Genomic DNA, 23,924 nt, shown 5'->3' with positions numbered 1-23,924 from the left:
TTTGTCAGCGTGCCGCAGCGACATTCGCGCGCATCTGCGCGATCACGTCCTGGTAGCTGGCCTTGGCGTTGAAGATGGCCGAGCCGGCGACGAAGGTGTCGGCACCGGCCGCAGCGATCTCGCCGATGTTGTCGGCCTTCACGCCGCCGTCGATCTCCAGGCGGATGTCCTTGCCGCTGGCATCGATCATCTTGCGCACCACGCGCAGCTTGTCCAGCGCCGAGGGAATGAAGGCCTGGCCGCCGAAGCCCGGGTTGACCGACATCAGCAGCACCAGATCCAGGTCGTCCAGCACCCAGTCGAGGATGTCCACCGGGGTGGCCGGATTGAGCACGATGCCCGGCTTGCAGCCCAGTGAGCGGATCAGCTGGATGGTGCGGTGCACGTGGCGGCTCGCTTCCGGATGGAAGCTGATGTAGGTGGCACCGGCTTCGGCAAAGTCCGGGATGATGCGGTCCACCGGCTCGACCATCAGGTGCACGTCGATCGGCGCGGTCACGCCGTGCTTGCGCAGCGCCTGGCAGACCATCGGGCCGATGGTCAGGTTCGGCACGTAGTGGTTGTCCATCACGTCGAAGTGGACCCAGTCCGCGCCGGCGGCGAGGACGTTGTCGACTTCCTCGCCGAGGCGGGCGAAGTTGGCGGACAGGATGGAGGGGGCGATGAGGCAGTTGGACATGGCCGGGCCTTGCAACGAGGGGAAAGTGGGTCAGCGCTTGCGCAGGGTCTTGATGCGGTCGTAGGCGGCGTTGATCCGCCGCGACTTCTGCTCGGCCTGCTGCTGCAGCTCGGGGGCGGCGCCGCCGAGCTTGTCGGGGTGGTACTGCGAGATAAGCCTGCGGTAGGCGCGCTCGACCTCGGCATCGGTGGCCTCGGAGGTCAGCCCCAGCTCCCGGTACGGGTTCTCCTTGTTCAGGCGGAACCAGTCCGAATCGAAGGCGTGGCCGATCAACAGGCCGACCACCGCGCCGAACAGCGGATTGGGCCGGAACAGCAGGGCGCCGGCGATGAATCCGAGCAGTTTTCCGTACCAGCGCATGGCGCTCCGGGGTCGACCGACGAAATGGACGCTCATTTTACGTCACAGCGGGCCCGGACGGCTTTACACTAGGCCGCCCGCTGGTCAGCGGGCCCGCCGGGTCCGCTGGGCAGCCGTATCGACAACGCCCCAGGAGTGCCCGTGCCAACCACGCTGTTGCAATCCGATCTCCCCGGCCTGCCCTTGCGCCACCGCGGCAAGGTGCGTGATGTGTTCGATATCCCGCGCGAGCGGCTTCCTGCAGGGACCCCGCCGGGCGACTACCTGCTGATGGTGGCCACCGATCGCCTGTCGGCGTTCGACGTGGTCCTGCCCGACCCGATCCCGGGCAAGGGCGAGATGCTCTGCCAGGTCTCCAACTTCTGGTTCGCCAAGACCGCGCACCTGATGCCCAACCACCTGACCGGCATCGACGTGGCCAGCGTGCTGCCCGAAGGCGTGGACCCGGTCCTGTACGCCAAGCGCGCGGTGGTCACCCGCAAGCTGAAGCCGGTGCCGGTGGAAGCGATCGCCCGCGGCTACCTGATCGGCAGCGGCTGGAAGGACTACCAGCGCACCGGCAAGGTCAGCGGCATCGACCTGCCCGACGGCCTGCGCCAGGCCGAGCAGCTGCCCGAGCCGATCTTCACCCCCTCGACCAAGGCCGCTGTTGGCGACCATGACGAGAACATCGATTTCGATGCGATGGTGAAGCAGGTCGGTGCGGACCTGGCCGAGCGCGTGCGCGACGCCACTCTGCGCATCTACAAGTTCGCCGCCGATTACGCCCGCGAGCGCGGCATCATCCTGGCCGATACCAAGTTCGAGTTCGGTACCGACGCCGATGGCCGCCTGTACATCATGGACGAGATGCTGACGCCGGATTCCTCGCGTTACTGGCCGGCCGACGAGTACGAAGTGGGTACCAGCCCGCCGAGCTACGACAAGCAGTTCGTGCGCGATTACCTGGAGACGCTGGACTGGGGCAAGACCGCCCCGGGCCCGACCATCCCGGCCGAGATCATCGAGCGCACCCGCGCCAAGTACGCCGAGGCGCTGCAGCGCCTGGCCGGGATCAGCGTCGACTGATCCCCTGTGCCCCCGGCCGGTCGCCGGGGGCGTTCTGAATGCGGTAGTGCCGGCCGCTGGCCGGCAACCTCGCGAACTCGGCTATGCTCTGGATTGCCGGCCCGGGGGCGCGCCCCGCGCGGCCCCCCCCCGCCCCCGCCCCCCCCCCGGGGGGGGGGCCCCCCCCCCCCCCCCCCACTACCGTTGTCCGAGGAAGCAACGCAGCATGCAGACCACCACCCAGCTTGCGCGGCCGATCGACCGCTATTTCGCCAGCTACTCCGACGACCACCGCAATGTCATCAACCAGCGCATCCACGTGGTGGCGGTCCCGGCGATCCTGTGGTCGGTGGTGGCCTTGCTGTGGTGCCTGCCGCCGCTGATCACCTGGTTCCAGTACGGCATCTGGTCGGCGTTCGCGATGTTCAGCGCCTGGTGCTTCTACAACAAGCTGTCGCGCCCGCTGGGCATCGGCATGCTCATCCAGTTCTTCGTGTTCGGCTGCCTGTGCCGCCTGCTGGAGGCCGAGATCGGCCTGCACAACCTGTTCTGGCTGGCGGTGGGCGTGTTCGTGGTGGCCTGGATCGCGCAGTTCATCGGTCACAAGTTCGAGGGTCGCAAACCCAGCTTCCTGACCGACCTGACCTACCTGCTGATCGGCCCGGCCTGGGTGATGGCCAAGTTCTACCGCAAGCTCGACTGGCGCTACTGACCTGCCCATGGCCGACGGCGCCCCTCGTTTCCTGAACGGGCGGATTCCGTCACCCACACTCCACGACGGCCCTGCCAGCCTGCGCCGGTGATCCATTCCCTACCTCCCGCCCGTCGACGGCAGCCCCTGTGCGACAGGGCCTGCGGTCTCCCTGCGTGGGCGTAGGGTGTCCCTCTAGGGCAACCGGGGAGTGACTGCAGGAACGCGATGCTGCACCGCAGAAAAAATGAATCAGCGAACGTTACATGCAATTGATCGCTGTTCGATGGGTTTCGGCGACATTTCGCAGCCTGTTATTCTCCCTGACCTGCTCGTGAATCATGGATTCCCTGCATGCTCCCCAGCCTGCCCCTGCTGCTGGCCCTGCCGTTCCTGATGGCAGCGGCTGTTGCGGCCTTCCCCCGTAGTTCGCGCTCGACTGCTGCCTGGCTGGCGGCGCTGGCGCCGTTGGGCGGGCTGGCCATCCTCGGCTGGCTGACCCCGTCGGTGCTCGACGGCCAGCTGGTGCGGACGATGGTCCCTTGGCTGCCGCAGATCGGCCTGGACTTCACCCTGCGTCTGGACGGGCTGGCCTGGATGTTCGCCGGGCTGGTGCTCGGCATCGGCGCGCTGGTGGTGCTGTATGCGCGCTACTACCTGAGCCAGCAGGACAACGCCCACCGCTTCTACTGCTACCTGCTGCTGTTCATGGGCGCCATGCTGGGCATGGTCCTGTCGGGCAACCTGCTGTTGCTGATGATCTTCTGGGAAATGACCAGCATCAGCTCGTTCCTGCTGATCGGCTTCTGGTCGCACCGCCAGGACGCCCGCGAGGGCGCGCGGATGGCGCTGGTGATCACCGGCGGCGGCGGTCTGGCCCTGCTCGGTGGCGTGCTGCTGATCGGCCGCATCGTCGGCAGCTTCGACCTGGACGTGGTGCTGGCCGCCGGCGAGCAGATCCGCGCCAGCGCGCTGTACCCGTACGCCCTGTTCCTGGTGCTGGCCGGCATCTTCACCAAGAGCGCGCAGTTCCCGTTCCACTTCTGGCTGCCGCACGCGATGGCGGCGCCGACCCCGGTCTCGGCCTACCTGCACTCGGCCACCATGGTGAAGGCCGGCGTGTTCCTGCTGGCGCGCCTGCACCCGGCGCTGGCCGGCAGTGACCTGTTCTTCTATACGGTCAGCGGCATCGGCGCGCTGACCCTGCTGATCGGCGCCTGGAACGCGATCTTCCAGCACGACCTGAAAGGCCTGCTGGCGTACTCGACCATTTCCCACCTGGGCCTGATCACCCTGCTGTTCGGCCTGTCCACGCCGATGGCAGTGGTGGCCGGCGTGTTCCACATCCTCAACCACGCCACCTTCAAGGCCTCGCTGTTCATGGCCGCTGGCATCATCGACCACGAGACCGGCACCCGTGACATGCGCAAGCTGGGTGGCCTGCGCAGGCTGATGCCGTTCACCAGCGCGCTGGCGATCATCGCCTCGCTGGCGATGGCCGGCATCCCGCTGCTCAACGGTTTCCTGTCCAAGGAAATGCTGTTCGCCGAAGCGATTACCGCGGGCGGGCCGGGCATCATGCGCGCGGCCGTGTCGATCGCCGCGCTGCTGGCCGGTGTGTTCGGCGTGGCCTACAGCCTGCGCTTCGTGCACGACACCTTCTTCGGCCCCGGCCCGCACGACCTCGACCGCGTGCCGCATGAGCCGCCGCGCTGGATGAAGGTGCCGGTGGAGTTGCTGGTGGTGATCTGCATCGCGGTGGGTGTGGCTCCGGCACTGACCGTGGCGCCGGTGCTGCATGCCGCCGCCGCGTCGATCCTCGGCCCGGCCATGCCCGAGTACAGCCTGGCGGTATGGCACGGCTTCAACCTGCCGCTGGCGATGAGCGCGATGGGCGTGGTCGGGGGCGTGGCGCTGTACTTCGGGCTGCGCAAGCTGATCAACCTGCACGGCGTAACCAACGTCAGCACCGGTCGCAACGTATTCCATGCGCAGCTGGATGCGGTTTCCGCGCTGGCCATGCGCCTGACCAACGGCATCGCCAATGGCAGCCTGCAGCGCATGCTGCTGGGCCTGGTGCTGGTGGCGATCGCGGTCGCCGCAGCGCCGTTCGTGGCTAACCCGGCCTCGCCGAACTGGACCGCGCCGCAGCCGATTCCGCTGCTGGGCTGGGCACTGTGGCTGGTGATGATGTCCTGCGCGGTGGCCACCCTGCGCGTCTACAAGCAGCGCCTGCTGGCGGTGCTGCTGGTCGGTGGCGTCGGCCTGATGGTGGCGCTGACCTTCGTGTTCCTGTCCGCGCCGGACCTGGCCCTGACCCAGCTGCTGGTGGAGATGGTGACCCTGGTGCTGATGCTGCTGGGCATGAACTACCTGCCCGCGCAGTCCGGGCCGGAGCGGCCGCGCTGGCGCAAGCGCCGCGATGCGGTGATCGCGATCATCGCCGGCGCCGGCCTGGGCGCGCTGGCTTATTCCGCCATGACCCTGCCGCCGAACACCATGGCCGGCGAGCTGCTCGCCCGTGCCCTGCCCGAGGCCTATGGCCAGAACGTGGTCAACGTGATCCTGGTCGACTTCCGCGGCTTCGATACCTTCGGCGAGATCACCGTGTTCGGCATCGCCGCACTGGTGGTGCATGCGCTACTGCGTCGCACGCGGATGGCGCCGGAGCAGATCATGCCCGGCCCGCCGATCAAGCTGCCGGTGCCGGCCGACCTGGCGCAGATCATGTTCCCGCTGACCCTGACCGTATCGATCTTCCTGTTCCTGCGCGGCCACAACGCGCCGGGCGGTGGCTTCATCGCCGGCCTGGTGCTGGCGGTGCCGCTGCTGATCCAGTACGTGATCCAGGGCACCGCGTCGGTGGAATCGCGCTTCGGCTTCGACTACATCCGCTGCATCGGCATGGGCCTGCTGATCGCCCTGCTCAGCGGCAGCGCGTCGATGCTGTTCGGCGTGCCGTTCCTGACCAGCGGCCACCTCGACCTGCACCTGCCGCTGATCGGCGACGTGCCGCTGGCGAGTGCGATCGGCTTCGACATCGGCGTCTATCTTGTGGTGTTCGGCGGTGCCATGCTGATGCTGTCGATGATGGGCACGATCAAGCCGTCGCGTACCCGCACTGCCCGCAAGGGTGAGATCGACCTGCAACGCCGCTCGGCACGCACCGGGGAGATGCACTGATGGAACTGGCCCTGGCTACCGCGATCGGCGTGCTGACCGCCATCGGCATCTACCTGCTGCTGCGTGCGCGCAGCTTCGATGTGATCCTCGGCATGACCTTCCTGTCCTACGCCACCAACCTGCTGATCTTCGCCGGTGGCCGCGTGGTGCTGGGCAAGGCGCCAGTGCTGCAGGAAGGCGTGGACAGCCACCTCGGCAACTACACCGATCCCCTGCCACAGGCGCTGGTGCTGACCGCGATCGTGATCGCCTTCGCGATGACCGCGGTCAGCATCGTGCTGGCCATGCGCAGCCGCAGCGATAACCACAGCGACCATGTGGACGCCCACGAGCCGGAGGACGACCTGCAGGATGAGAGCGTGCTGCCGCGCCAGGGCGAGGACCGCGCATGAACCACCTGGTGATCCTGCCCATCCTGATTCCGCTGCTGGGTGCTGCACTGTCGCTGTTCGTCGAACACCGCCGCTATGGCCCCAGGGTGCAGCGCGCGGTGGCCTGGACTGCGCTGTCGGCGCTGGCGCTGGCGGTGGGCCTGCTGTTTGCCGCCACCGCCACTGGTGAGATCAACGTCTACCTGCTCGGCGACTGGCCGTCGCGTCTGGGCATCGCGCTGGTGGCCGACCGGCTGTCGGCGTGGATGCTGCTGACCACCCTGCTACTGGCCATTCCCTGCCTGCTGCATGCCTGCTCGGGCTGGGACCGGCGCGCACCGCACTTCCATGCACTGTTCCAGTTCCAGCTGGCCGGCCTCAATGGCGCGTTCCTGACCGGCGATATCTTCAACCTGTTCGTGTTCTTCGAGGTGATGCTGATCGCCTCCTACGGCCTGCTGCTCAGTGGCGGCCGCGGCCTGCGCATGCGCATCGGCCTGCACTACGTGGTGTTCAACGTCACCGCCTCGACGTTGTTCCTGATCGCACTGGGCCTGCTGTACGCCTCGCTGGGCTCGCTGAACATGGCCGAGCTGTCGCAGCGCATTGCCGAGGTGCCGCCGGCGCAGCTGACCCTGGTGAAGGCCACGATGGGCCTGTTGCTGCTGGTGTTCTGCGCCAAGGCCGCCCTGATGCCGCTGCACCTGTGGTTGCCGGAAGCCTATTCGCGCGCGCCGGCCGCCGTGGCCGCCCTGTTCGCGATCATGACCAAGGTCGGCCTGTATTCGGTGCTGCGCATCCAGATGCTGTGGTTCGGCGACGACGCGGGCGCGATGGCCGGCTACGGCCGCGACTGGCTGCTGTGGGCCGGCGTGGCAACGCTGGTACTTGGCGGCCTCGGTGCGCTGGCCGCGACCCGCCTGCGCGTGCTGATCTCGTATCTGGTGATCGTCTCGGCAGCCACGCTGTTCATCGCCTTCTCGATAGGCACGCCGCAGGTGCTGTCCGCCGGCCTGTACTACCTGCCACACAGCAGCTTCGTCGCCGCCGCACTGTTCCTGATTGCCGACCTGATCCGCCGCCGCCGCGGTGGTGCCAGCGACCGCAAGGAAGTGGTCGCGCCGATGCCGGGCAAGGAAACGCCGGCGGTGCTGTTCCTGATCGGCGCGGTGTCCGTGGCCGGCCTGCCGCCGCTGTCCGGCTTCCTGGCCAAGGCCGCGCTGCTGGCCGGCATGCCGGCGCAGTACACCGCGCCGGTGTGGACGGCGGTGCTGGTGAGCAGCCTGCTGGTGATCATGGGCCTGACCCGTGGCGGCATTCGCCTGTTCTGGCGCGTGCCGCCGGTCGAGGCCGATGCACCGAAGCCGCGCAAGGCACGCCTGCGCCGGGTCGAGCTGTACGCGGCCTGCATCCTGCTGGCCTACGGCATCGGCATGACCCTGGCCGCTGCACCGCTGATGCGCTACACCGACGCCACCGCCGCACAGCTGCTGCACCCCAGCGAGTACGTGCAGCAGTTGCGCGCGACCACGCCGGAGATCCGCCAGCCATGACCGCCCAGCGCTCCCTGTTCCGCCGCGTCATTCCCTCGCCGATGCTCAGCATCATGGTGGTGGCGTTCTGGCTGCTGATGTCCGACAGCTTCACCCTCGGCCAGTTCTTGCTGGGGCTGGTGCTGGGCGTGGTGGTGCCACTGTTCGCCGCGCGCCTGGACCGCGAGTTCGCCCGCATCGGTACCTTGCGCCCGCTGCCCAAGCTGCTGTGCGTCACCCTGTGGGACATCCTGATGTCCAACATCCGCGTCGCCGTGCAGGTGCTGGGTCCGGAGAAGAACATCCACCCCGGTTTCATCTGGTTGCCGCTGGACATCGCCAACATCCACGGCATCGCCGCGCTGACCAGCATGATCACGCTGACCCCGGGCACGGTCTCGGCCGCGCTCAGTGACGACCGCAAGTTCCTGCTGGTGCACGTGCTGCACCTGGAGGACCCACAGGACCTGATCGATACGATCAAGCGCCGTTACGAGGCGCCGTTGATGGAGATCTTCCCATGACCGGTTTTGAAGTCATCCAGACCACCCTGGTGGTGTGCATGCACGTGGTCGGCCTGGCCATGCTGCTGGCCACCTGGCGCCTGCTGCGCGGGCCGACCGTGCCCGACCGCATCCTCGCGCTGGACACCCTGTCGGTGACCGCGATCGCCGAGCTGATGCTGTTCGGCATGTACCTCAACTCGCCGATCTACTTCGAGGCGGCGCTGATCATCGCCATGCTCGGCTTCGGCAGCACCGTGGTGCTGAGCAAGTTCGTGCTGCGCCGGGATATCGTCGAATGATCACCGCGATCCAGATCGGCCTGTCGATCCTGCTGCTGTTCGGTTGCTTCTTCATCCTGGTCGGCGCGCTGGGCCTGGTGAAGCTGTCCACGTTCTTCAAACGTCTGCACGCACCGACCAAGGCCAGCACGCTGGGCGTGGGCTGCGTGCTGGTGTGCTCGGTGTGCTACCACATCTTCCTCGGCCAGGACCCGCAGCCGCGCGAGCTGCTGATCACCGTGTTCCTGTTCATCACCGCACCGATCAGCGCGCACATGATGGCCAAGGCCGCGCTGTCGCTGCTGATGGAAACCCGCCCCAGCCTGCCCGGCAACGAGCCGGTTGCCGAAGAGCAGCTGCCGCCGCCGGAACCCGTGCGGGAAGAAGAAACCACGCAGAACCGGTGAATCCGGTAGAGGCCGACCTTGGTCGGCGCTTTGTTTCCCCGAGTGCCAACCGAGGTTGGCAGCTACCGCATCATCGGCGGGTTGACCGGTAGGTGCCGACCTTGGTCGGCACGGAACCAACCGCATCCACGCGGGGCGTGGATCTACCGACCGGAATGTCCGGTAGAGGCCGACCTTGGTCGGCGCTTTGTTTGCCCGAGTGCCAACCGAGGTTGGCAGCTACCGCATCATCGGCGGGTTGACCGGTGGGTGCCGACCGTTGGTCGGCACGAAGCCAACCGCATCCACGCATGGCGTGGATCTACAACGCCGGGGCACCCACCAGCAGCAGCTCCAGCACGAACCAGCCCGCGAACGCGACCAGCAGGATCGCGCCTTCGCCGCGGCTGATCTTCAGGTCTCCGCGCAGCATGGGGTACAGCACCAGTGCGAAGGCCAGCAGCACGGGCAGTTCCAGGCGCACGAACGACGCAGGCAGCGCCAACGGCTGCAGCACCGCCATCGCACCAATCACCAGCAACAGGTTGACCACGCTGGAACCCAGCACGTGGCCCAGCACCATGTCGCCATGACCACGGCGTGCGGCAGCAATCGCGGTTGCCACCTCCGGCAACGCGGTACCAATCGCGACCGGCAGCAGACCGACCAGCAGCGGCGTCCAACCCAGTGCAGTACCGAAGTCCGCTGCGGCCCCCACCACCAGGCGTGCGCCCCAGTACAGGGCCAGCGCGGCGATCAGCACCCGCAGTACATTCAACGGCAGGCTGGTGCGGCTCAGTGCGGACTCGGCGATGGCCGCCTGCACCTCCGCACTCTCGCTGCGACCACGGCGCAGCAGCAGCACCTGCACCACGATGAAGCCGGCCAGCAGCACGCCGCCCTCCCAGCGCGCCAGGCCACCATCAAGACCGAACAGGATCAGCAGCACCCCGGCCGCCAGCAGCGACCACCACAGCACCGTCTGCAGGCGCGCGCGCAGCAGCAGTGGCGCAGCCATGGCCGCCACGGCTAGGGTCAGGCCCAGGTTGACGATGCTGCTGCCCATCGCGTTTCCCAGCGCCAGCTCCGGCTGACCGACCGCCAGCGCGCGCGCGTTGACCGCCAGTTCCGGCAGCGAAGTGGTCACGCCGAGCAGCAACAGGCCAGCCGTGAACGGACTGGCCCCGAAGCGTTGCGCCAGGCCGGACACGGCCTTGACGATGGAGTCCCCGCCCAGCGCCAGCAGCAGCAGGCCGAGCAGGAACCAGGCAATTGCAATGGCGATCATCGAGCACTCCCCCAGCGGTCGTGGCGCGATTCTACGCTGGCCCAGCGCGCATGGCTGGGCCGTGGATCAAGGATCAGCCACAGCCTTCCACATAATCGACCTGCGGGGTCTGCCCGACCCGCCACGCGCCGACCCGGCCGTCGGCGCCGAGCGCGAAATCGATCACCGCGCCACCCTCCTGCGCCGGCCGCACGCGCAGGTGCTGGGCCTTCTCGTCGTACTTGTCGGGGACGACATCACCGCGCTCGGGATACAGCACCTGCAGCTCGCCCAGGGTCATGCCGACCTTGCCGCCGCCCGGCGCAATGATGGCGGCGCTGCGCACGTCGTAGCGCACCAGCTTGCGGCCTTCGATCATCAGGCGCGGGTCTTCGGCATTCTGCGGTCGCAGGAAATAGCAGCCGTCGTTGCTGTCGTCGGCCGGCAGCGGTTTGCCACTGGCATCGGTGCCCAGCCCCTGCAGGGGCTCCCCGAAACCGCTGCGGACTTCGGCGATGCCGGCGCCCAGCTTCGCGCCGCCGAAGCCGTCCAGGCGCGCGGGACTGTCTTCGCGGCGGTCATTGGCTGGACGGGCTGCCAGATCAGGATCCGTCGACTGCGCGGGCCCGGTCGCCGAGGCGGTTTCCGCCGGGGTATCGCTGCCGCTGCCGGCCGCCCCCTGCTTGTCGGAGCCAGCACTGCAGGCGGTGAGCGAAAGGAGCAACAGACCAGCAAGCGGAAGGTGCTTCATCGGTGCGGTTCCCTGGCACGAAGGTGGCTGCACGCTAGCCCATCCCGTGTGCAGGCGCTGCATTGTCATCGCGGTTTCATCGCCTTCGTTCAGGCTCGGCGAGCACCGACCTGGCCGTCCCTTCCATGCAACCGCGCAAGACCGATCTCGCCCGAACCGCGCTGCAGGCCCACCGCGCGCCGCTGGACATGCGCCAGCGCCGGCTGTTGATCCTGTGCGACGGCCAGCGCACCATTGCCGACCTGACCGGCCTGCTCGGCCAGGACGCACCGGCGATGGTCATCCAGCTTATGCAGGCGGGGTACCTGAGCACTGGCACCTCAACACCGTCACCCGCAGCCGCAGCAGCGCCGGTGCCCACACCACCGGCAGCCGCACCTGCAGCGCTTGCTGCACCCGCGGTCGAACGCCGCCGCTCGCTGGTGGCCGCGCGCATCTATGTGCTGGGCATCCTGGAGATGCAGCGCCACCCGCAGGCGGCAGCACTGTTCCGCGACCTGCAGCAGGCGCGTGCGGAAGACGAGGTGCTGCAGCGGCTGCAATCGGCGATGCAGATGCTGCCCGCGCTGACCTCGGATGGCTATTGCCAGCGCGTGCGGCAACGCCTGCTGGAGGCGCTGCCGCTGGAGCATTGCGACGCCTTCGCCGAAGTGGCCTGAAGAAAAAGGGGACGGAGGGGATTAAGTCGTTTCAAGCACAGAGGCGCGTGCCGACCAAGGTCGGCACCCACCACGCTATCGGGACGACCGGAAGTTGTTGCGCAGGCCGTTCCAGCACTGCTGGTAATCGCCCTGGCGATGGCCGGCGGCCAGCGCCTGTGCGGTCGGGCGGATCACCGCGCGGGTCTCGAACATGAAAGCCATCGTGTCCTTGATCACATCGGCCTTGGACAGATCTGCATTGGAGGCCTTGTCGAAGGTGGGCGCATCCGGGCCGTGCCCGCTCATGCAGTTATGCAGCGACGCGCCACCCGGCACGAAGCCTTCGGCCTTCGCGTCGTAGGCGCCATGGACCAGGCCCATGAACTCGCTGGCGATGTTGCGATGGAACCACGGCGGGCGGAACGTGTTCTGCGCCACCAGCCAGCGCGGCGGGAAGATGGCGAAATCCATGTTGCTGGTGCCCGGCGTGTCGCTGGGCGAGTGCAGCACCAGGAAGATCGACGGGTCCGGATGGTCGTAGCTGATCGACCCGATGGTGTTGAAGCGGCGCAGGTCATAGCGGTACGGCGCGTAGTTGCCGTGCCAGGCCACCACGTCCAGTGGCGAATGGTCGATCGGCGCGCGCCACAGGCGGCCCTCGAACTTGGCGATCAGCTCGAAATCACCGTCCACATCCTCAAACGCCGCGTGCGGGGTTTCGAAGTCGCGCGGGTTGGCCAGGCCGTTGGAGCCGATCGGACCGAGGTCCGGCAGTTTCAGCAGCGCGCCGTAGTTCTCGCAGATGTAGCCGCGGCTCGGGCCATCGGGCAGCTCGACGCGGAAGCGCACGCCGCGCGGGATCACCGCAATCTGCTGCGGCTCGATCTCGATCACGCCCAGCTCGGTCAGCAGGCGCAGCGCGCCCAGCTGCGGCACGATCAGCAGTTCACCATCGGCATCGTAGAAGTAGCGGCCGGCCATGTCGCGGTTGGCAGCATAGAGGTGGATGCCCACGCCGGCATGCGCATCGGGCGAGCCGTTGCCACCCATCGTGTACAGGCCTTCGACGAAGTCGGTCGGCAGCTCCGGCAGCGGCAACGGGCTCCAGCGCAGCTGGTTCGGCGAGGCCGGCTGTGCGCCGAAATCACACTGCAGCTGCGACTGCGCGAACGGAGTGAATTCGCCATGGGTCACCGCCGGGCGGATCCGGTACAGCCAGCTGCGGCGGTTGCTGCCACGCGGCGCGGTGAAGGCGGTGCCGGTCAGTTGTTCGGCGTACAGGCCGTGGGCCACCTTCTGCGGCGAGTTCTGCCCGACCGGCAGCGCGCCGGCGACGGCCTCGGTGGCGAATTCGTTGCCGAAACCGGACTGGTAGCCGCGGGCGGTGAGGGCGGTGGACATGGTGGCTCCTGGAACGCGATGCCGGAACGGAAAGCAGCCGAGCATGGCTCGGCTCTACAGGTGAGCAGCCGCCGGGCGTGGCCCGGCGCTGCCGAAGAACGTTACAGCACGCCGCGGCGGATCTGGTCGCGCTCGATGCTTTCGAACAGCGCGGTGAAGTTGCCTTCGCCGAAGCCTTCGTTGCCCTTGCGCTGGATGATCTCGAAGAAGATCGGGCCGATGCAGTTCTGGGTGAAGATCTGCAGCAGCTTGCGCTGGTGGGTTTCCGGATCGGCATCGATCAGGATCTTGTTCTTGGCCAGGCGCGCCACGTCTTCACCGTGGTTCGGCACGCGCTGGTCGATCACGTCGAAGTAGGTCTCCGGCGTGTCGAGGAAGTCCACGCCCTGCGCGCGCATCGCTTCGACGGTCTCGTAGATGTTCTCGGTGAAGCAGGCGATGTGCTGGATGCCCTCGCCCTTGTACGCGTCCAGGTACTCGTTGATCTGGCTCTTCGGGTCGGACGATTCGTTCAGCGGGATGCGCACGATGCCGTCCGGTGCGGTCATCGCCTTGGACACCAGGCCGGTCTTCAGGCCCTTGATGTCGAAGTAGCGGATCTCGCGGAAGTTGAACAGACGCTCGTAGTAGTCCGACCACTGCTGCATGTTGCCGAAGTACAGGTTGTGGGTCAGGTGGTCGATGAAGGTCAGGCCGAAGCCCACCGGGTGCAGGTCGGCACCGGCGATCGGCTCGTAGTCGCCGTCGAAGATGCTGCCGGCCGCACCGTAGCGGTCCACCAGGTACAGCATGCAGTCGCCGATGCCCTTGATGACCGGGGCGTTGACCGCCTTGCTGTCCGGCTTGAAGGCGACCGCTTCGGCGCCGTTGCCCAGCGCGGTCTGGTAGACCTCCTGGCCCGGCTTCTTGAAGCGGATGGCGAAGCCGCAGGCGCACGGGCCGTGCTTTTCGGCAAAGTCCGAGGCGAACGAATCGGGGTCTTCATTGACCAGGAAGTTGACGTCACCCTGGCGATAGACGGTAATCGGACGCTGCTTGTGCTTGAGCACCGCGCTGAAGCCCATCTTCCGGAAGTACTCGTGCAGCTCCTGGCCACGGCCGGCCGGGGCGGCGAATTCGACGAACTCGAAGCCGTCGATGCCCATCGGGTTCTCGAAGGTGGTGACCTGCATGCCGGGGTTGGGGTGCGAGGCGGTCGGGACTGCGGTATTCATGGCGTGGCTCCGAATCGGTACCGCATCGGTACAAACCAGGTGCGGGCAGGTAGGGACCCGGCGAGAATGCAGGGTCTGGACCTACCCCTTATAGTTACACTTGAAACCACCAGCAAGGTGCACCGCAACATGAGCCCCGCCGATCCCGTTTCGACCCGCCTGCGTTCCTCGCACGTCCTGCTCGACCTGGAACAGTTCCTGCCGTACCGGCTGAGCGTGCTGTCCAACCGGGTCAGCGGCAACATCGCCAAGCTATACGGCGATCGTTACGGTCTGGCGATCCCCGAGTGGCGGGTGATCACCATCCTGGCGCTGTACCCGGGCTCCTCGGCCAGCGAGGTCTCCGACCGCACGGCCATGGACAAGGTGGCGGTCAGCCGCGCCGTGGCCCGCCTGCTGGAGCGTGGCTTCATCAAGCGCGAGACCCACGGCGACGACCGCCGCCGCTCGGTGCTGGCGCTGTCGGCAGCCGGCTTCGAGGTCTACGAGACCATCGCGCCGATGGTGATCGAGATCACCCGCAAACTGATGTCGGTGCTGAGCGAAGAGGAAGAGCAGGTGCTGGAAAAACTGATCCTGCGCCTGGCCGGCGAAGGCCTGGAGCGGATGGGCGAAGGGGTCTGAAAGAAAAAGGGGACGGAGGGGATTAAGTCGCGTCACGCACACATGTGCTGATTGCGGCTTAATCCCCTCCGTCCCCTTTTTTCAGCTCAGATGCTTGCGCCGCGCATGGATCCACGGCACCGCCAGCGCAGCGATGGCACCGCCGGCAAAGCCGAGCGAGGCGGCAACCGTGGCCGCTTCGACCGCACCCGGCAGCGCCAGCGCGGCAGCCACCAGCAACAGCGACGGCAGGCCGACGAAGGTGCCCAGGAAGAAGTGCCAACGCGGTGACCAGGTGTTGAGCTGCAGCAGGCTGACCGGCTGCCAGGCGTCGGATGCGGCATCTTCAGCGATCTTCGCCACCGCCTTGGCGAGGTCCACTTCCGGCAGCGCGCGCCCCTGCCGTGCGGTCGCCAGCAGCTCGGCCACCGCCTCCACCGGCGGAAAACTGGACGGCCAGGCAATCGGCGCCGGCACGCCATAGGCGGTCAGCAGCGGCACGCTCAGCCACGGCGCCACCAGCGGGCGCATGCGGCGGCGGCCATGCATGCACCAGATCTGCGGCTGGCCGTGCGCGGTGACGCTGTACAGCGCCAGTTCGTTGGCCGGTGGATAGCCGAGCATGGTCACCCGCGCGGCCAGGCTGTCCTGGCCCATCGCGCGCAGGAAGCCAGGACGGCTGCGCCCTTCCTGCATCCACGCCAGGCCGAGTGCACCCACCAGATAGGCCTCGGCCACGTCCTTGCTGCCGGCGGTAGCGCGCTCGTCGCTGGCCAGGTACCAGGCCAGCGATTTCGGTTCGGAGACATCGTCCAGGCCCCAGCGGCTGTCGTCCCCCAGCACATGGCGCACCGGCAGGCGTGCGGGCGCGGTTTCGCCGCGTTCGCCCGGCTGCAGGAACGGCAGTACGCCCTGGATGAACGTGGACAGTTCGATTGCGCGCACGCCATGGCCCTGCCATTCCGGCGGCAGCAGCCCGGCCAGCTGGCCGTCGGCGGCCAATGCATCGAGCCGTGATTTCTGCTCGACCAGTTTCTGCACCGCCCCCTTCAGCACCACGTTGTCGGGCAGCGCGATCTGCGGCAGGCGGTGGCGCGGCGGTGCCAGTTCAACGGTGTCCTCGCCGATACCGGCGTCATCCAGCAGCGCCTCCTGCGGCGGCAGGGTCACGCCCTCGCCGGCCCCACCCTCGCCCAGGTCACTGGCAGGTTCGGGCAGTCGTTCGGCGTGGTCGCTGTGCATGGGCGTTCCGGAAGGTTGCATCGACGGGATGTCGACTGAGGTCCTTGCCGGTAACGGCGTACGTACGGTGAAGTTGAGACGCCGATTCAGAGAGTGTGACGGCGCGCGCAGTAGAGCCACGCCATGCGTGGATGTGCCTCAGTGCCGACCAACGGTCGGCCCCCCCGGGGTGGCGGTCAGCGGTCGGCATCCACCGAAGCTGCCGGCCAGCGGCTGGCACTACCCTATTCCGGTTTGTCAGGTGCCCACTGCTTGAGGAACGCGGTCACCCGCGCGGGCTGGAAGGCTTCGCCCTTGCGCAGCTCGCCGGTCGCCTGCGACACCAGCAGTCCGCCATCGGCATCGAGTACCAGCAGGTACGGGTAGTCGCGTTCCATCATCGGGAACTGCGCGAAGAAAGCCGCGTTGGGCTGTTCGTCGCTGGCGTTGACCTTCACCCACACGTAGTGGGCATCGCGGAAGCGGCGCAGGTCGCCGTTGCCTTCCACCACCTCGTCCAGCGCCTGGCAGCGATCGCAGGCGGCGTTGCCGACCTCGAGCAGGATGCGCTTCTTGCCGCGCTGGGCTTCCACCTTGGCGGTGGCCAGATCGTCGACGGGGTCGCGGGCCGGGTCGAACTGCGCGCCTAGCCCGGCGATGGCGGCGATGTCCGCCGCCACCGGGGTGTTGCCCGAGGCCACCGGTTCGCTGGGGTCAGCGACCGGTGGCTCGGTGGGTCGGGTATCCAGAGGCTGCGTGGGCTCGGCGGTAGCAGGCGGTTGCGGTTGGGAACAGGCGCCGATCAGCGCCGCACAGACAACCACCATTGCACCACCGAGCTTGCTGCGCATGCCTTCTACCCTCTCATCATTACTTGACGCCGTGCATCAGCTTGTTGATCAGCGGGGCGACCAGGAACAGCACCACGCCGGAGCCGATCAGGGCCCAGAACCCGAAGGTATACCCCTTCAGGGCCGACTCGACCGTCATGCCGCCTTCACCACTGACCACACCGGCGAAGATGCCCGACAGGTTGTTGCCGATGCCGGTGGACAGGAACCAGCCACCCATGCCGAAGCCGACCAGGCGCACCGGGGCCAGCTTGGTCACCATCGACAGGCCGATCGGCGACAGGCACAGCTCACCCACCGACTGGATGACGTAGACCATGAACAGGGTCCAGAACGGGATCTTGCCGTCCACGACCATCTGCGACAGCGCGTACATCAGCAGGGCAAAGGCGGCGCCGTTGAACAGCAGGCCCAGGCCGAACTTGCGCGGAATGGACGGGTTGGCGCGGCCCATGGCCACCCAGATCCAGGCGATGATCGGCGCCAGGGTAATGATGGCCACCGAGTTGACCGACTGGAACCACGCAGTCGGGAAGGTCCAGTCACCGAACTGGCGGTTGACGATGTTCTCGGCCAGGAAGGTGAATGAGCTGCCGGCCTGTTCGAAGAACATCCAGAACATCACGTTGAAGGCGAAGATGATCAGCATCGCGATCACGCGGTCGCGCTGCACCTTGCCTTCGCGGATGCCCTCGACCAGCAGCAGGATGGCCAGCGCGGTGAACATCGCGCCCAGGATCCAGGCCAGCGCGGTGGCGCCGGTGGCCAGCAGGAAGTACGCAACCGGGATGGCAACCACGGCACCGGCCAGCACCATGATGATGCGGCCGAAACCTTCAGCGCCGGCCGGCGGTGCACCGATGCCCTTCAGGCCGGCGCGACCGATGTAGAACCACACCAGCGAGATCAGCATGCCCACGCCCGAGGCGATGAACACGACCTTGTAGGACGGCATCGCGTCGGTACCGAAGACCTTGCGGGCCAGGTACTCGGTCAGCACCGGGGCGATCATCGCGCCGATGTTGATGCCCATGTAGAAGATGGTGAAGCCCGAATCGCGGCGCTCGTCCTTCAGGCCGTACAGCTTGCCGACCATGGTCGAGATGTTGGGCTTGAACAGGCCGTTGCCGACGATGATGGTCGCAAGGCCGAGCTTGAAGATGTGTTCCTGCGGCAGCGAGATCATGAACAGGCCGGCGGCCATGATGATCGCGCCAGTCAGGATCGATCGCTGGTAGCCCAGTACCCGGTCGGCCACGTAGCCACCGAAGATCGCCGCGGCATACACCAGGGCCAGGTAGGCGCCGTAGATGCGGCTGGCGTCGCCTTCACCGGCAGCGCTGCCGTTGTAGAACTGGGCGACGATGTACAGCACCAAGGCCCAGCGGATGCCATAGAACGCAAAGCGCTCCCAGAACTCGGTCATGAACAGCATCCACAACGGGCGCGGGTGGCCCAGCGTGGTCTTGAAGTCCGGCAGCGCCGGCTCTGGGGTGTTCGCAGTGGCGTTTAGGCTCATGCGGATTTCCTGGTTCGGTGGATGACGAGCACGTCCGGTGTGCAGTTGGAGCAACGCGCGAGGATCACCGACTTCTGGCGTTCACGTCAAATACACGCCGTTTGAGGCAGGTCGCAGCCTGCTCCCTGAACTTGCATCTGAAACGATCCAGCCGTCGGACGGGATCCAAGCTGAATACGGATCAGCCCTGTTCTACCGGGGGCCCGGCCTGCAGGCTGGTGCGCACTTGGAACAGTTCGGGGAAGAAGGTCAGTTCCAGCGCCTTGGCCAGGAAGCCGACGCCGGACGAGCCGCCGGTGCCGCGCTTGAAGCCGATCACGCGCATCACCGTGCGCATGTGTCGGAATCGCCACAGCTGGAAGGCGGTCTCCAGGTCTACCAGGTCCTCGCACAGCGAATACTCGCGCCAGTAGCGGTCGGTGTCCTGGTAGATGCGCTCGAACACCGGCTGCAGTGCGTCGTCGGCCACATGCGGCTGGGTCCAGTCGTGGGATTCGTACACCGCCGGCACGGCATGGCCGAAGCGGGCCAGGTACTTCAGGAATTCCTCGTACAGGCTGGGCGCCTCCAGCACGATGCGCAGCTGCGCCTGCCCGGCCGGGTCGTGCTCGAACACCTGCAGCATCTGCGCGTTCTTGTTGCCCAGCAGGAACTCGATGTAGCGGTACTGCAGCGACTGGAAGCCCGACGACGGGCCCAGCACGTCACGGAAGCCCATGTACTCGGACGGGGTCAGCGTTTCCAGAACCGACCACTGCTCGGTCAGCTGGCGCAGCACCTGCTTGCTGCGCGCCAGCACCTTGCGGCACTGCCAGACTTCATCACGCTGCAGGAAGCCGATTGCGGCACGCAGTTCGTGGCCAAGCAGCTTCAGCCACAGCTCCGAGGTCTGGTGCTGGATGATGAAGAGCATCTCGTCGTGGTGCGGCGGGTTGGACAACGGCTGCTGCGCGCTGAGCAGCTGGTCCAGCCGCAGGTAGCCGCCATAGGTCAGGCGTCCCTGCAGGTCGGTGTGGATGCCGGCTTCGAGATCGCGTTGGTTGTTGTCGACGGACATGGGCGGGACCAGATCGGGGGCGGCAAGGGTAGCGCGTTGCCGCCGCGCTGGCAGCCGCCGGGTCCATACCGGGGCGTGCGGTTGGCCGTGGAGCATCGGCCGATGCCGGGCCTGCGCGTGGAACCGTCCGCGCCGTTGTACTGGCGGTCAGCCAGAGGCGTATTCTGATGCTTTGCAGCAACGACTGAATACGTTGTTGTTATTGGCCCCCCACCCGCCGGCAGGGGTAAAACGGGGAATCGCCGTGTTGCGGCGCAGGAAGGCTATTCCGTACGCGTTCCTTAACATGGCGATTCATATCATTTGTAACTTCTCTGTCGAAGGTGCAGTACGCAATGACGGTTGCCGCTGAATTCAAGATCGAATACCTGCAGTACCTGGACACGGACGGCAAACTCGTCCGCGATGACCTGCCCGCGTCGCTGCGCGACCCCAAGGTCCTGGTACCGCTGTTCAAGCAGATGCTGTTCGTACGTACGTTCGACAGCAAATCCATCGCGCTGCAGCGCACCGGCAAGCTCGGCACCTACGCCGCCTGCCTGGGCCATGAAGCCGCGCACGTGGGTATCGGCGCTGCGATGCAGAAGGACGACGTGTTCGCGCCTTCGTACCGCGAGTATGGCGCGATGTTCATGCGTGGCGTGCGCCCGCACGACGTGCTGATGTACTGGGGCGGCGACGAACGCGGCAACGATTACGGCGGCAACGCGGCCAAGGACTTCCCGTTCTGCGTGCCGATTTCCACCCAGTGCCTGCACGCCGCAGGCGCGGCGCTGAAGTTCAAGCTCAACAAGGAACCGCAGATCGCGGTGGCCGTGTGCGGCGACGGCGGCAGCTCCAAGACCGACTTCTACGCGGCACTGAATTCGGCCGGCGCCTACAAGCTGCCGCTGATCCTGTGCATCGTCAACAACGGCTGGGCCATCTCGGTCCCGCGTTCGGCCCAGACCGGTGCCGAAACGCTGGCACAGAAGGGCCTGGCCGGCGGCCTGCATTGCCTGCAGGTGGACGGCAACGACCTGATCGCGGTACTGGCGGCAATGGAACAGGCACGCGAACGTGCGCTGGCCGGCGACGGCGGCACCGTGCTGGAACTGATGACCTACCGCTTGTCCGACCACACCACCGCCGATGACGCGCGCCGCTACCGCGACGACGCCGAAGTGAAGGATGCCTGGCAGCGCGAGCCGATGCTGCGCCTGCGCAAGTACCTGATCAACGCCGGCGTCTGGAGCGAGGAAGAAGAAACCGCGTGGGTCGCCGAGTGCGGCACGCGCGTGGACGAGGAAGTGAACCTGTACCTCAACACGCCGGTGCAGCCGGTCGAGGCGATGTTCGATTTCCTGTATGCCGATCCGCCGCAGGACCTGCTGGCCCAGCGTGCCCAGGCGATCGCCCTGGAGCAGCGCCATGGATGAGATCAAGAACGGCGCGCCCGGCGCGCACACCAACGCCGCCGACAGCGCCGCCGTCGCGCGCGGAGAACAGAGCATGACCACCACCCCCATCACCCTGATCGAAGCCATCACCCAGGCACTGGCCTGGGAGCTGGAGCACGACCCGTCGGTGCTGGTGCTGGGCGAGGACGTGGGCGTCAACGGCGGCGTGTTCCGCGCCACCGCCGGCCTGCAGCAGCGCTTCGGCTCCGAACGCATCCTCGACACCCCGCTGGATGAAACCACCATCGCCGGCCTGACCATCGGTCTGGCGGCGCAGGGCATGAAGCCGGTGGCCGAGGCCCAGTTCGACGGTTTCATGTACCCGATGGTCGACCATATCGTCTGCCACGCCGCCCGCCTGCGTTACCGCACGCGTGGCCGCCTGCACTGCCCGATGGTGCTGCGCGTGCCGTGGGGCGGTGGCATCCGCGCACCGGAACACCACAGCGAAGCCAACGAAGCGATCTTCACCAACGTGCCGGGCCTGCGCGTGGTCCTGCCGTCCTCGCCGCAGCGTGCCTACGGCCTGTTGCTGGCCGCGATCCGCGAGCCGGATCCGGTCATCTACATGGAGCCCAAGCGCATCTACCGCCAGTACAAGGAAGTGGTCGTCAACGACGGCGAGGCCTTGCCGCTGGACGTCTGCTTCGTGCTGCGCGACGGCACCGACGTGACCCTGGTGACCTGGGGCGCGCAGGTGAAGGAAGCGCTGGAAGCGGCCGACAAGCTGGCCGGTGAAGGCATCAGTGCCGAAGTCATCGACGTGGCCACGCTGCGTCCGCTGGACTTCGCCACCATCGCCGAATCGGTGGCCAAGACTGGCCGCTGCGTGATCGTGCAGGAGGCCCCGAAGACCGCGGGCTTCGGGGCCGAGATCGCCGCGCGCCTGGCCGAGGAATCGATCTACGACCTGCTGGCCCCGGTCGAGCGCGTCACTGGCTACGACACCCACATTCCGCTGTTCCGCCTGGAGATGAAATACCTGCCGAGCGTTGAGCGGATCGTGGCTGCGGCCAAACGCGCGGTGGCGGCCGGCTGACATGCGGGCCCGCCTTCTGGGGGCTTACCGCAGCCAGTATCCCAATCCGCTCCGGTTCCACACCGGCCAGATCGTCGAAGTAGGTGTACGTGACGAGGAATGGCCGGCGTTTGCCTGGGTACGCACCAACGATGGGCGCGCTGGATGGGCGCCCATCGCCTGGTTGCAGCTGCTGGACGAGGGTCGCGCCGAAGCGCTGTGCGACTACGACGCCCGCGAGCTGGATGTGGAAAGCGGCGAGATGGTGAAGCTTCATCACGAACACGGCGGGTGGTGGTGGTCCGAGCGCGCCAATGGCGCGACGGGTTGGCTGCCGGCCCGCGAACTGGAACTGCTGGAAGAGAACTGCAAATGAGCCAGACCAAGAACTTCAACCTGCCCGATCTGGGCGAAGGCCTGCCGGACGCGACCATCGTCGAGTGGTTCGTCAAGGAAGGCGATGTGATCAAGCTGGACGAGCCGCTGGTGTCGATGGAGACCGCCAAGGCCGTGGTGGAAGTGCCCTCGCCGTTCTCCGGCAAGGTGCTGAAGCTGTCCGGCGCTGCCGGCGACATCATCCCGACCGGTTCGGTGCTGGCCAGCTTCGAGCTGGACCCGAACCTGCCGCAGCGCGCCGATGGCCAGGACACCGGCCACAGCCACGGCCATGCGGCACCGGCCGCGGCACCGACCCCGCCGCCGCTTCCCGCTGCTGCCGCACCGGTGGCCGCCGAAGCCGCCAAGCCCGCCGCCGCCGAGCGTGATGACGCCGGTACCGTGGTCGGCGCGATGCAGAGCTCCAATGCCGTGCACGCCGAACAGGCGCTGGCCGTCGGTGGCGTCAAGGCCGTGCCGGCCGTGCGTGCCACCGCGCGCAAGCTGGGCGTGGACCTGTCCCGCGTGCGCGCCACCGGCGCCGATGGCGCGGTGACCATGGCCGACGTCAAGCAGGCAGCTGCGGATGGCAGCGCAAAGATCGGTGCCGCTCCGGCCCCGGCCGCTGCTGCCTATGCCGCGCCGGCCCCGGCGCAGGTGTCTGCCCCGGTGCAGAGCGAAGCGCGCACCCCGCTGTCTGCTGCCGGCAAGCCGATGCGTACCCAGCCGCCGGGCGTGGTCGCCAAGGGCCAGCCGGAACCGCTGAAGGGCGTGCGCCGCAACATGGCGCGCGTGATGGCCGATGCGCACAGCAAGGTCGTGCCGACCACGCTGAACGACGACGCCGACATCCACGCCTGGCTGCCGGGCAACGACGTCACCGCGCGCCTGGTGCGTTCGATCGTGGTTGCCGCGCAGAAGGTGCCGGCGATGAACGCCTGGTTTGACGGCGAAGCGCTGACCCGCACCCTGCACGCGCAGGTGGACATCGGCATTGCCGTGGACACCGACGACGGCCTGTTCGTGCCGGCGCTGCGCAATGCCGACATGCTCGATGCACGCGGCATCCGTGAAGGCGTCAACCGCCTGCGCGAGCAGGTGGAATCGCGTTCGATCGCCGCCTCGGAACTGAGCGGCTACACCATCTCGCTGTCCAACTTCGGCATGTTCGCCGGCCGCTACGCGACCCCGGTCGTGGTGCCGCCGTGCGTGGCCATCGTCGGTGCCGGCCGTGCCCGCCACCAGATGACCCCGGTGATGGGCGGCGTGGAAGCGCACAAGGTGATCCCGCTGTCGGTCACCTTCGACCACCGCGCGGCCACGGGCGGTGAAGCGGCCCGCTTCCTGCGCGCGATGATGGATGACCTGGCGCTGGCCAGCTGATCGGCCACCTGATCGGTAGGTGCCAACCTTGGTTGGCACGTGGAACTGACTGGTGGGTGCCAACCTTGGTTGGCACATGAAGTGGAGAAACGCCGGGCACTGCCCGGCGTTTTTTTGTGCCTGCTCCGTCGTGCCCCATCCACGCATGGAC

General features: G+C 67.2%; 24 protein-coding genes. 14 read left to right on the top strand and 10 right to left on the bottom strand.

What is annotated here, in order from left to right; genetic code table 11:
* Positions 1-4: 4 nt before the first annotated feature.
* Positions 5-679: a ribulose-phosphate 3-epimerase gene (rpe, locus tag V3B46_RS08310; RefSeq protein ID WP_154264650.1), complete on the bottom strand. Its 675-nt coding sequence runs from the start codon at positions 677-679 to the stop codon at positions 5-7.
* A 30-nt stretch (positions 680-709) separates the two neighbouring features.
* A complete protein-coding gene (locus V3B46_RS08305; protein WP_014038745.1) occupies positions 710-1,039 on the bottom strand; it encodes a J domain-containing protein in 330 nt (109 codons plus the stop codon).
* A 141-nt stretch (positions 1,040-1,180) separates the two neighbouring features.
* Between V3B46_RS08305 and V3B46_RS08300 the strand changes: the two genes are divergently transcribed.
* From V3B46_RS08300 to V3B46_RS08265, 8 genes are all read left to right on the top strand, one after another.
* The gene (locus V3B46_RS08300; RefSeq protein WP_164171697.1) at positions 1,181-2,107 is read left to right on the top strand and encodes a phosphoribosylaminoimidazolesuccinocarboxamide synthase; all 927 of its coding nucleotides are present in this window, start codon (positions 1,181-1,183) and stop codon (positions 2,105-2,107) included.
* A gap of 205 nt (positions 2,108-2,312) precedes the next feature.
* Positions 2,313-2,798: an Mpo1 family 2-hydroxy fatty acid dioxygenase gene (locus V3B46_RS08295; protein ID WP_154264652.1), complete on the top strand. Its 486-nt coding sequence runs from the start codon at positions 2,313-2,315 to the stop codon at positions 2,796-2,798.
* A gap of 333 nt (positions 2,799-3,131) precedes the next feature.
* Complete coding sequence (locus tag V3B46_RS08290; protein WP_329891649.1) at positions 3,132-5,960, top strand: monovalent cation/H+ antiporter subunit A; 2,829 nt, start codon at positions 3,132-3,134, stop codon at positions 5,958-5,960.
* Entirely contained in the window at positions 5,960-6,352 is a 393-nt protein-coding gene (locus V3B46_RS08285) for a Na+/H+ antiporter subunit C (RefSeq protein ID WP_154264654.1), read from the top strand. Before V3B46_RS08290 ends, V3B46_RS08285 begins: the two co-directional genes overlap by 1 nt.
* Complete coding sequence (locus V3B46_RS08280) at positions 6,349-7,884, top strand: monovalent cation/H+ antiporter subunit D (RefSeq protein ID WP_329891648.1); 1,536 nt, start codon at positions 6,349-6,351, stop codon at positions 7,882-7,884. The genes V3B46_RS08285 and V3B46_RS08280 overlap by 4 nt, the downstream gene beginning before the upstream one ends.
* On the top strand, positions 7,881-8,387 hold the full coding sequence (locus V3B46_RS08275; RefSeq protein WP_154264656.1) for a Na+/H+ antiporter subunit E: 507 nt from the start codon (positions 7,881-7,883) through the stop codon (positions 8,385-8,387). Before V3B46_RS08280 ends, V3B46_RS08275 begins: the two co-directional genes overlap by 4 nt.
* Positions 8,384-8,668, top strand: a complete 285-nt coding sequence (locus V3B46_RS08270) for a K+/H+ antiporter subunit F (RefSeq protein WP_005411334.1) — start codon at positions 8,384-8,386, stop codon at positions 8,666-8,668. Before V3B46_RS08275 ends, V3B46_RS08270 begins: the two co-directional genes overlap by 4 nt.
* Positions 8,665-9,054, top strand: coding sequence for a Na+/H+ antiporter subunit G (locus V3B46_RS08265; RefSeq protein ID WP_329891647.1), 390 nt, complete (start codon positions 8,665-8,667; stop codon positions 9,052-9,054). Before V3B46_RS08270 ends, V3B46_RS08265 begins: the two co-directional genes overlap by 4 nt.
* 301 nt (positions 9,055-9,355) lie before the next feature.
* Here the strand turns inward: V3B46_RS08265 and V3B46_RS08260 are convergent, their stop codons facing one another.
* Together V3B46_RS08260 and V3B46_RS08255 are read right to left on the bottom strand one after the other, a co-directional pair.
* The gene (locus V3B46_RS08260) at positions 9,356-10,321 is read right to left on the bottom strand and encodes a sodium:calcium antiporter (protein ID WP_329891646.1); all 966 of its coding nucleotides are present in this window, start codon (positions 10,319-10,321) and stop codon (positions 9,356-9,358) included.
* A gap of 73 nt (positions 10,322-10,394) precedes the next feature.
* Positions 10,395-11,051, bottom strand: coding sequence for a hypothetical protein (locus tag V3B46_RS08255; protein WP_154264659.1), 657 nt, complete (start codon positions 11,049-11,051; stop codon positions 10,395-10,397).
* A gap of 125 nt (positions 11,052-11,176) precedes the next feature.
* On the opposite strand from V3B46_RS08255, the gene V3B46_RS08250 reads away from it, so the two are divergent.
* Positions 11,177-11,710 (top strand): hypothetical protein, encoded by a 534-nt coding sequence (locus V3B46_RS08250; protein WP_329891645.1) that lies wholly within the window; start codon positions 11,177-11,179, stop codon positions 11,708-11,710.
* Positions 11,711-11,785: 75 nt separating this feature from the next.
* Here the strand turns inward: V3B46_RS08250 and hmgA are convergent, their stop codons facing one another.
* Together hmgA and hppD are read right to left on the bottom strand one after the other, a co-directional pair.
* Positions 11,786-13,093, bottom strand: coding sequence for a homogentisate 1,2-dioxygenase (hmgA, locus tag V3B46_RS08245; RefSeq protein ID WP_329891644.1), 1,308 nt, complete (start codon positions 13,091-13,093; stop codon positions 11,786-11,788).
* Between the two features lie 101 nt (positions 13,094-13,194).
* Positions 13,195-14,307, bottom strand: coding sequence for a 4-hydroxyphenylpyruvate dioxygenase (gene hppD / locus V3B46_RS08240; protein WP_195763227.1), 1,113 nt, complete (start codon positions 14,305-14,307; stop codon positions 13,195-13,197).
* 66 nt (positions 14,308-14,373) lie between these two features.
* On the opposite strand from hppD, the gene V3B46_RS08235 reads away from it, so the two are divergent.
* Positions 14,374-14,931 carry a MarR family winged helix-turn-helix transcriptional regulator gene (locus V3B46_RS08235; RefSeq protein WP_005411341.1) on the top strand — a complete coding sequence of 186 codons (558 nt, stop codon included), beginning with the start codon at positions 14,374-14,376 and terminating at the stop codon, positions 14,929-14,931.
* Positions 14,932-15,012: 81 nt separating this feature from the next.
* Here the strand turns inward: V3B46_RS08235 and V3B46_RS08230 are convergent, their stop codons facing one another.
* From V3B46_RS08230 to V3B46_RS08215, 4 genes are all read right to left on the bottom strand, one after another.
* Entirely contained in the window at positions 15,013-16,152 is a 1,140-nt protein-coding gene (locus V3B46_RS08230) for a hypothetical protein (RefSeq protein ID WP_329891643.1), read from the bottom strand.
* Positions 16,153-16,376: 224 nt separating this feature from the next.
* Positions 16,377-16,982 (bottom strand): thioredoxin family protein, encoded by a 606-nt coding sequence (locus tag V3B46_RS08225; RefSeq protein WP_329891642.1) that lies wholly within the window; start codon positions 16,980-16,982, stop codon positions 16,377-16,379.
* 19 nt (positions 16,983-17,001) lie between these two features.
* The gene (locus tag V3B46_RS08220; RefSeq protein WP_106469360.1) at positions 17,002-18,501 is read right to left on the bottom strand and encodes a peptide MFS transporter; all 1,500 of its coding nucleotides are present in this window, start codon (positions 18,499-18,501) and stop codon (positions 17,002-17,004) included.
* 181 nt (positions 18,502-18,682) lie between these two features.
* Complete coding sequence (locus V3B46_RS08215; RefSeq protein WP_154264665.1) at positions 18,683-19,558, bottom strand: tryptophan 2,3-dioxygenase; 876 nt, start codon at positions 19,556-19,558, stop codon at positions 18,683-18,685.
* A 335-nt stretch (positions 19,559-19,893) separates the two neighbouring features.
* Here V3B46_RS08215 and pdhA point away from each other — a divergent pair, with 335 nt between their 5' ends.
* From pdhA to V3B46_RS08195, 4 genes are read left to right on the top strand one after another with little or no spacing between them, the layout of a single operon-like run.
* The gene (pdhA, locus tag V3B46_RS08210; protein ID WP_329891641.1) at positions 19,894-20,976 is read left to right on the top strand and encodes a pyruvate dehydrogenase (acetyl-transferring) E1 component subunit alpha; all 1,083 of its coding nucleotides are present in this window, start codon (positions 19,894-19,896) and stop codon (positions 20,974-20,976) included.
* The gene (locus V3B46_RS08205; protein WP_006474353.1) at positions 20,969-22,036 is read left to right on the top strand and encodes an alpha-ketoacid dehydrogenase subunit beta; all 1,068 of its coding nucleotides are present in this window, start codon (positions 20,969-20,971) and stop codon (positions 22,034-22,036) included. Before pdhA ends, V3B46_RS08205 begins: the two co-directional genes overlap by 8 nt.
* A 1-nt stretch (position 22,037) precedes the next feature.
* Positions 22,038-22,391 (top strand): SH3 domain-containing protein, encoded by a 354-nt coding sequence (locus V3B46_RS08200; protein ID WP_005411349.1) that lies wholly within the window; start codon positions 22,038-22,040, stop codon positions 22,389-22,391.
* Entirely contained in the window at positions 22,388-23,773 is a 1,386-nt protein-coding gene (locus V3B46_RS08195) for a dihydrolipoamide acetyltransferase family protein (RefSeq protein WP_032127143.1), read from the top strand. The genes V3B46_RS08200 and V3B46_RS08195 overlap by 4 nt, the downstream gene beginning before the upstream one ends.
* Positions 23,774-23,924 lie beyond the last annotated feature (151 nt).

Origin of the sequence: Stenotrophomonas sp. SMYL11 (assembly GCF_036320005.1) — a bacterium.
Lineage (GTDB): Bacteria > Pseudomonadota > Gammaproteobacteria > Xanthomonadales > Xanthomonadaceae > Stenotrophomonas > Stenotrophomonas maltophilia_A.
This window is presented reverse-complemented; position numbering and strand designations above follow the sequence as displayed.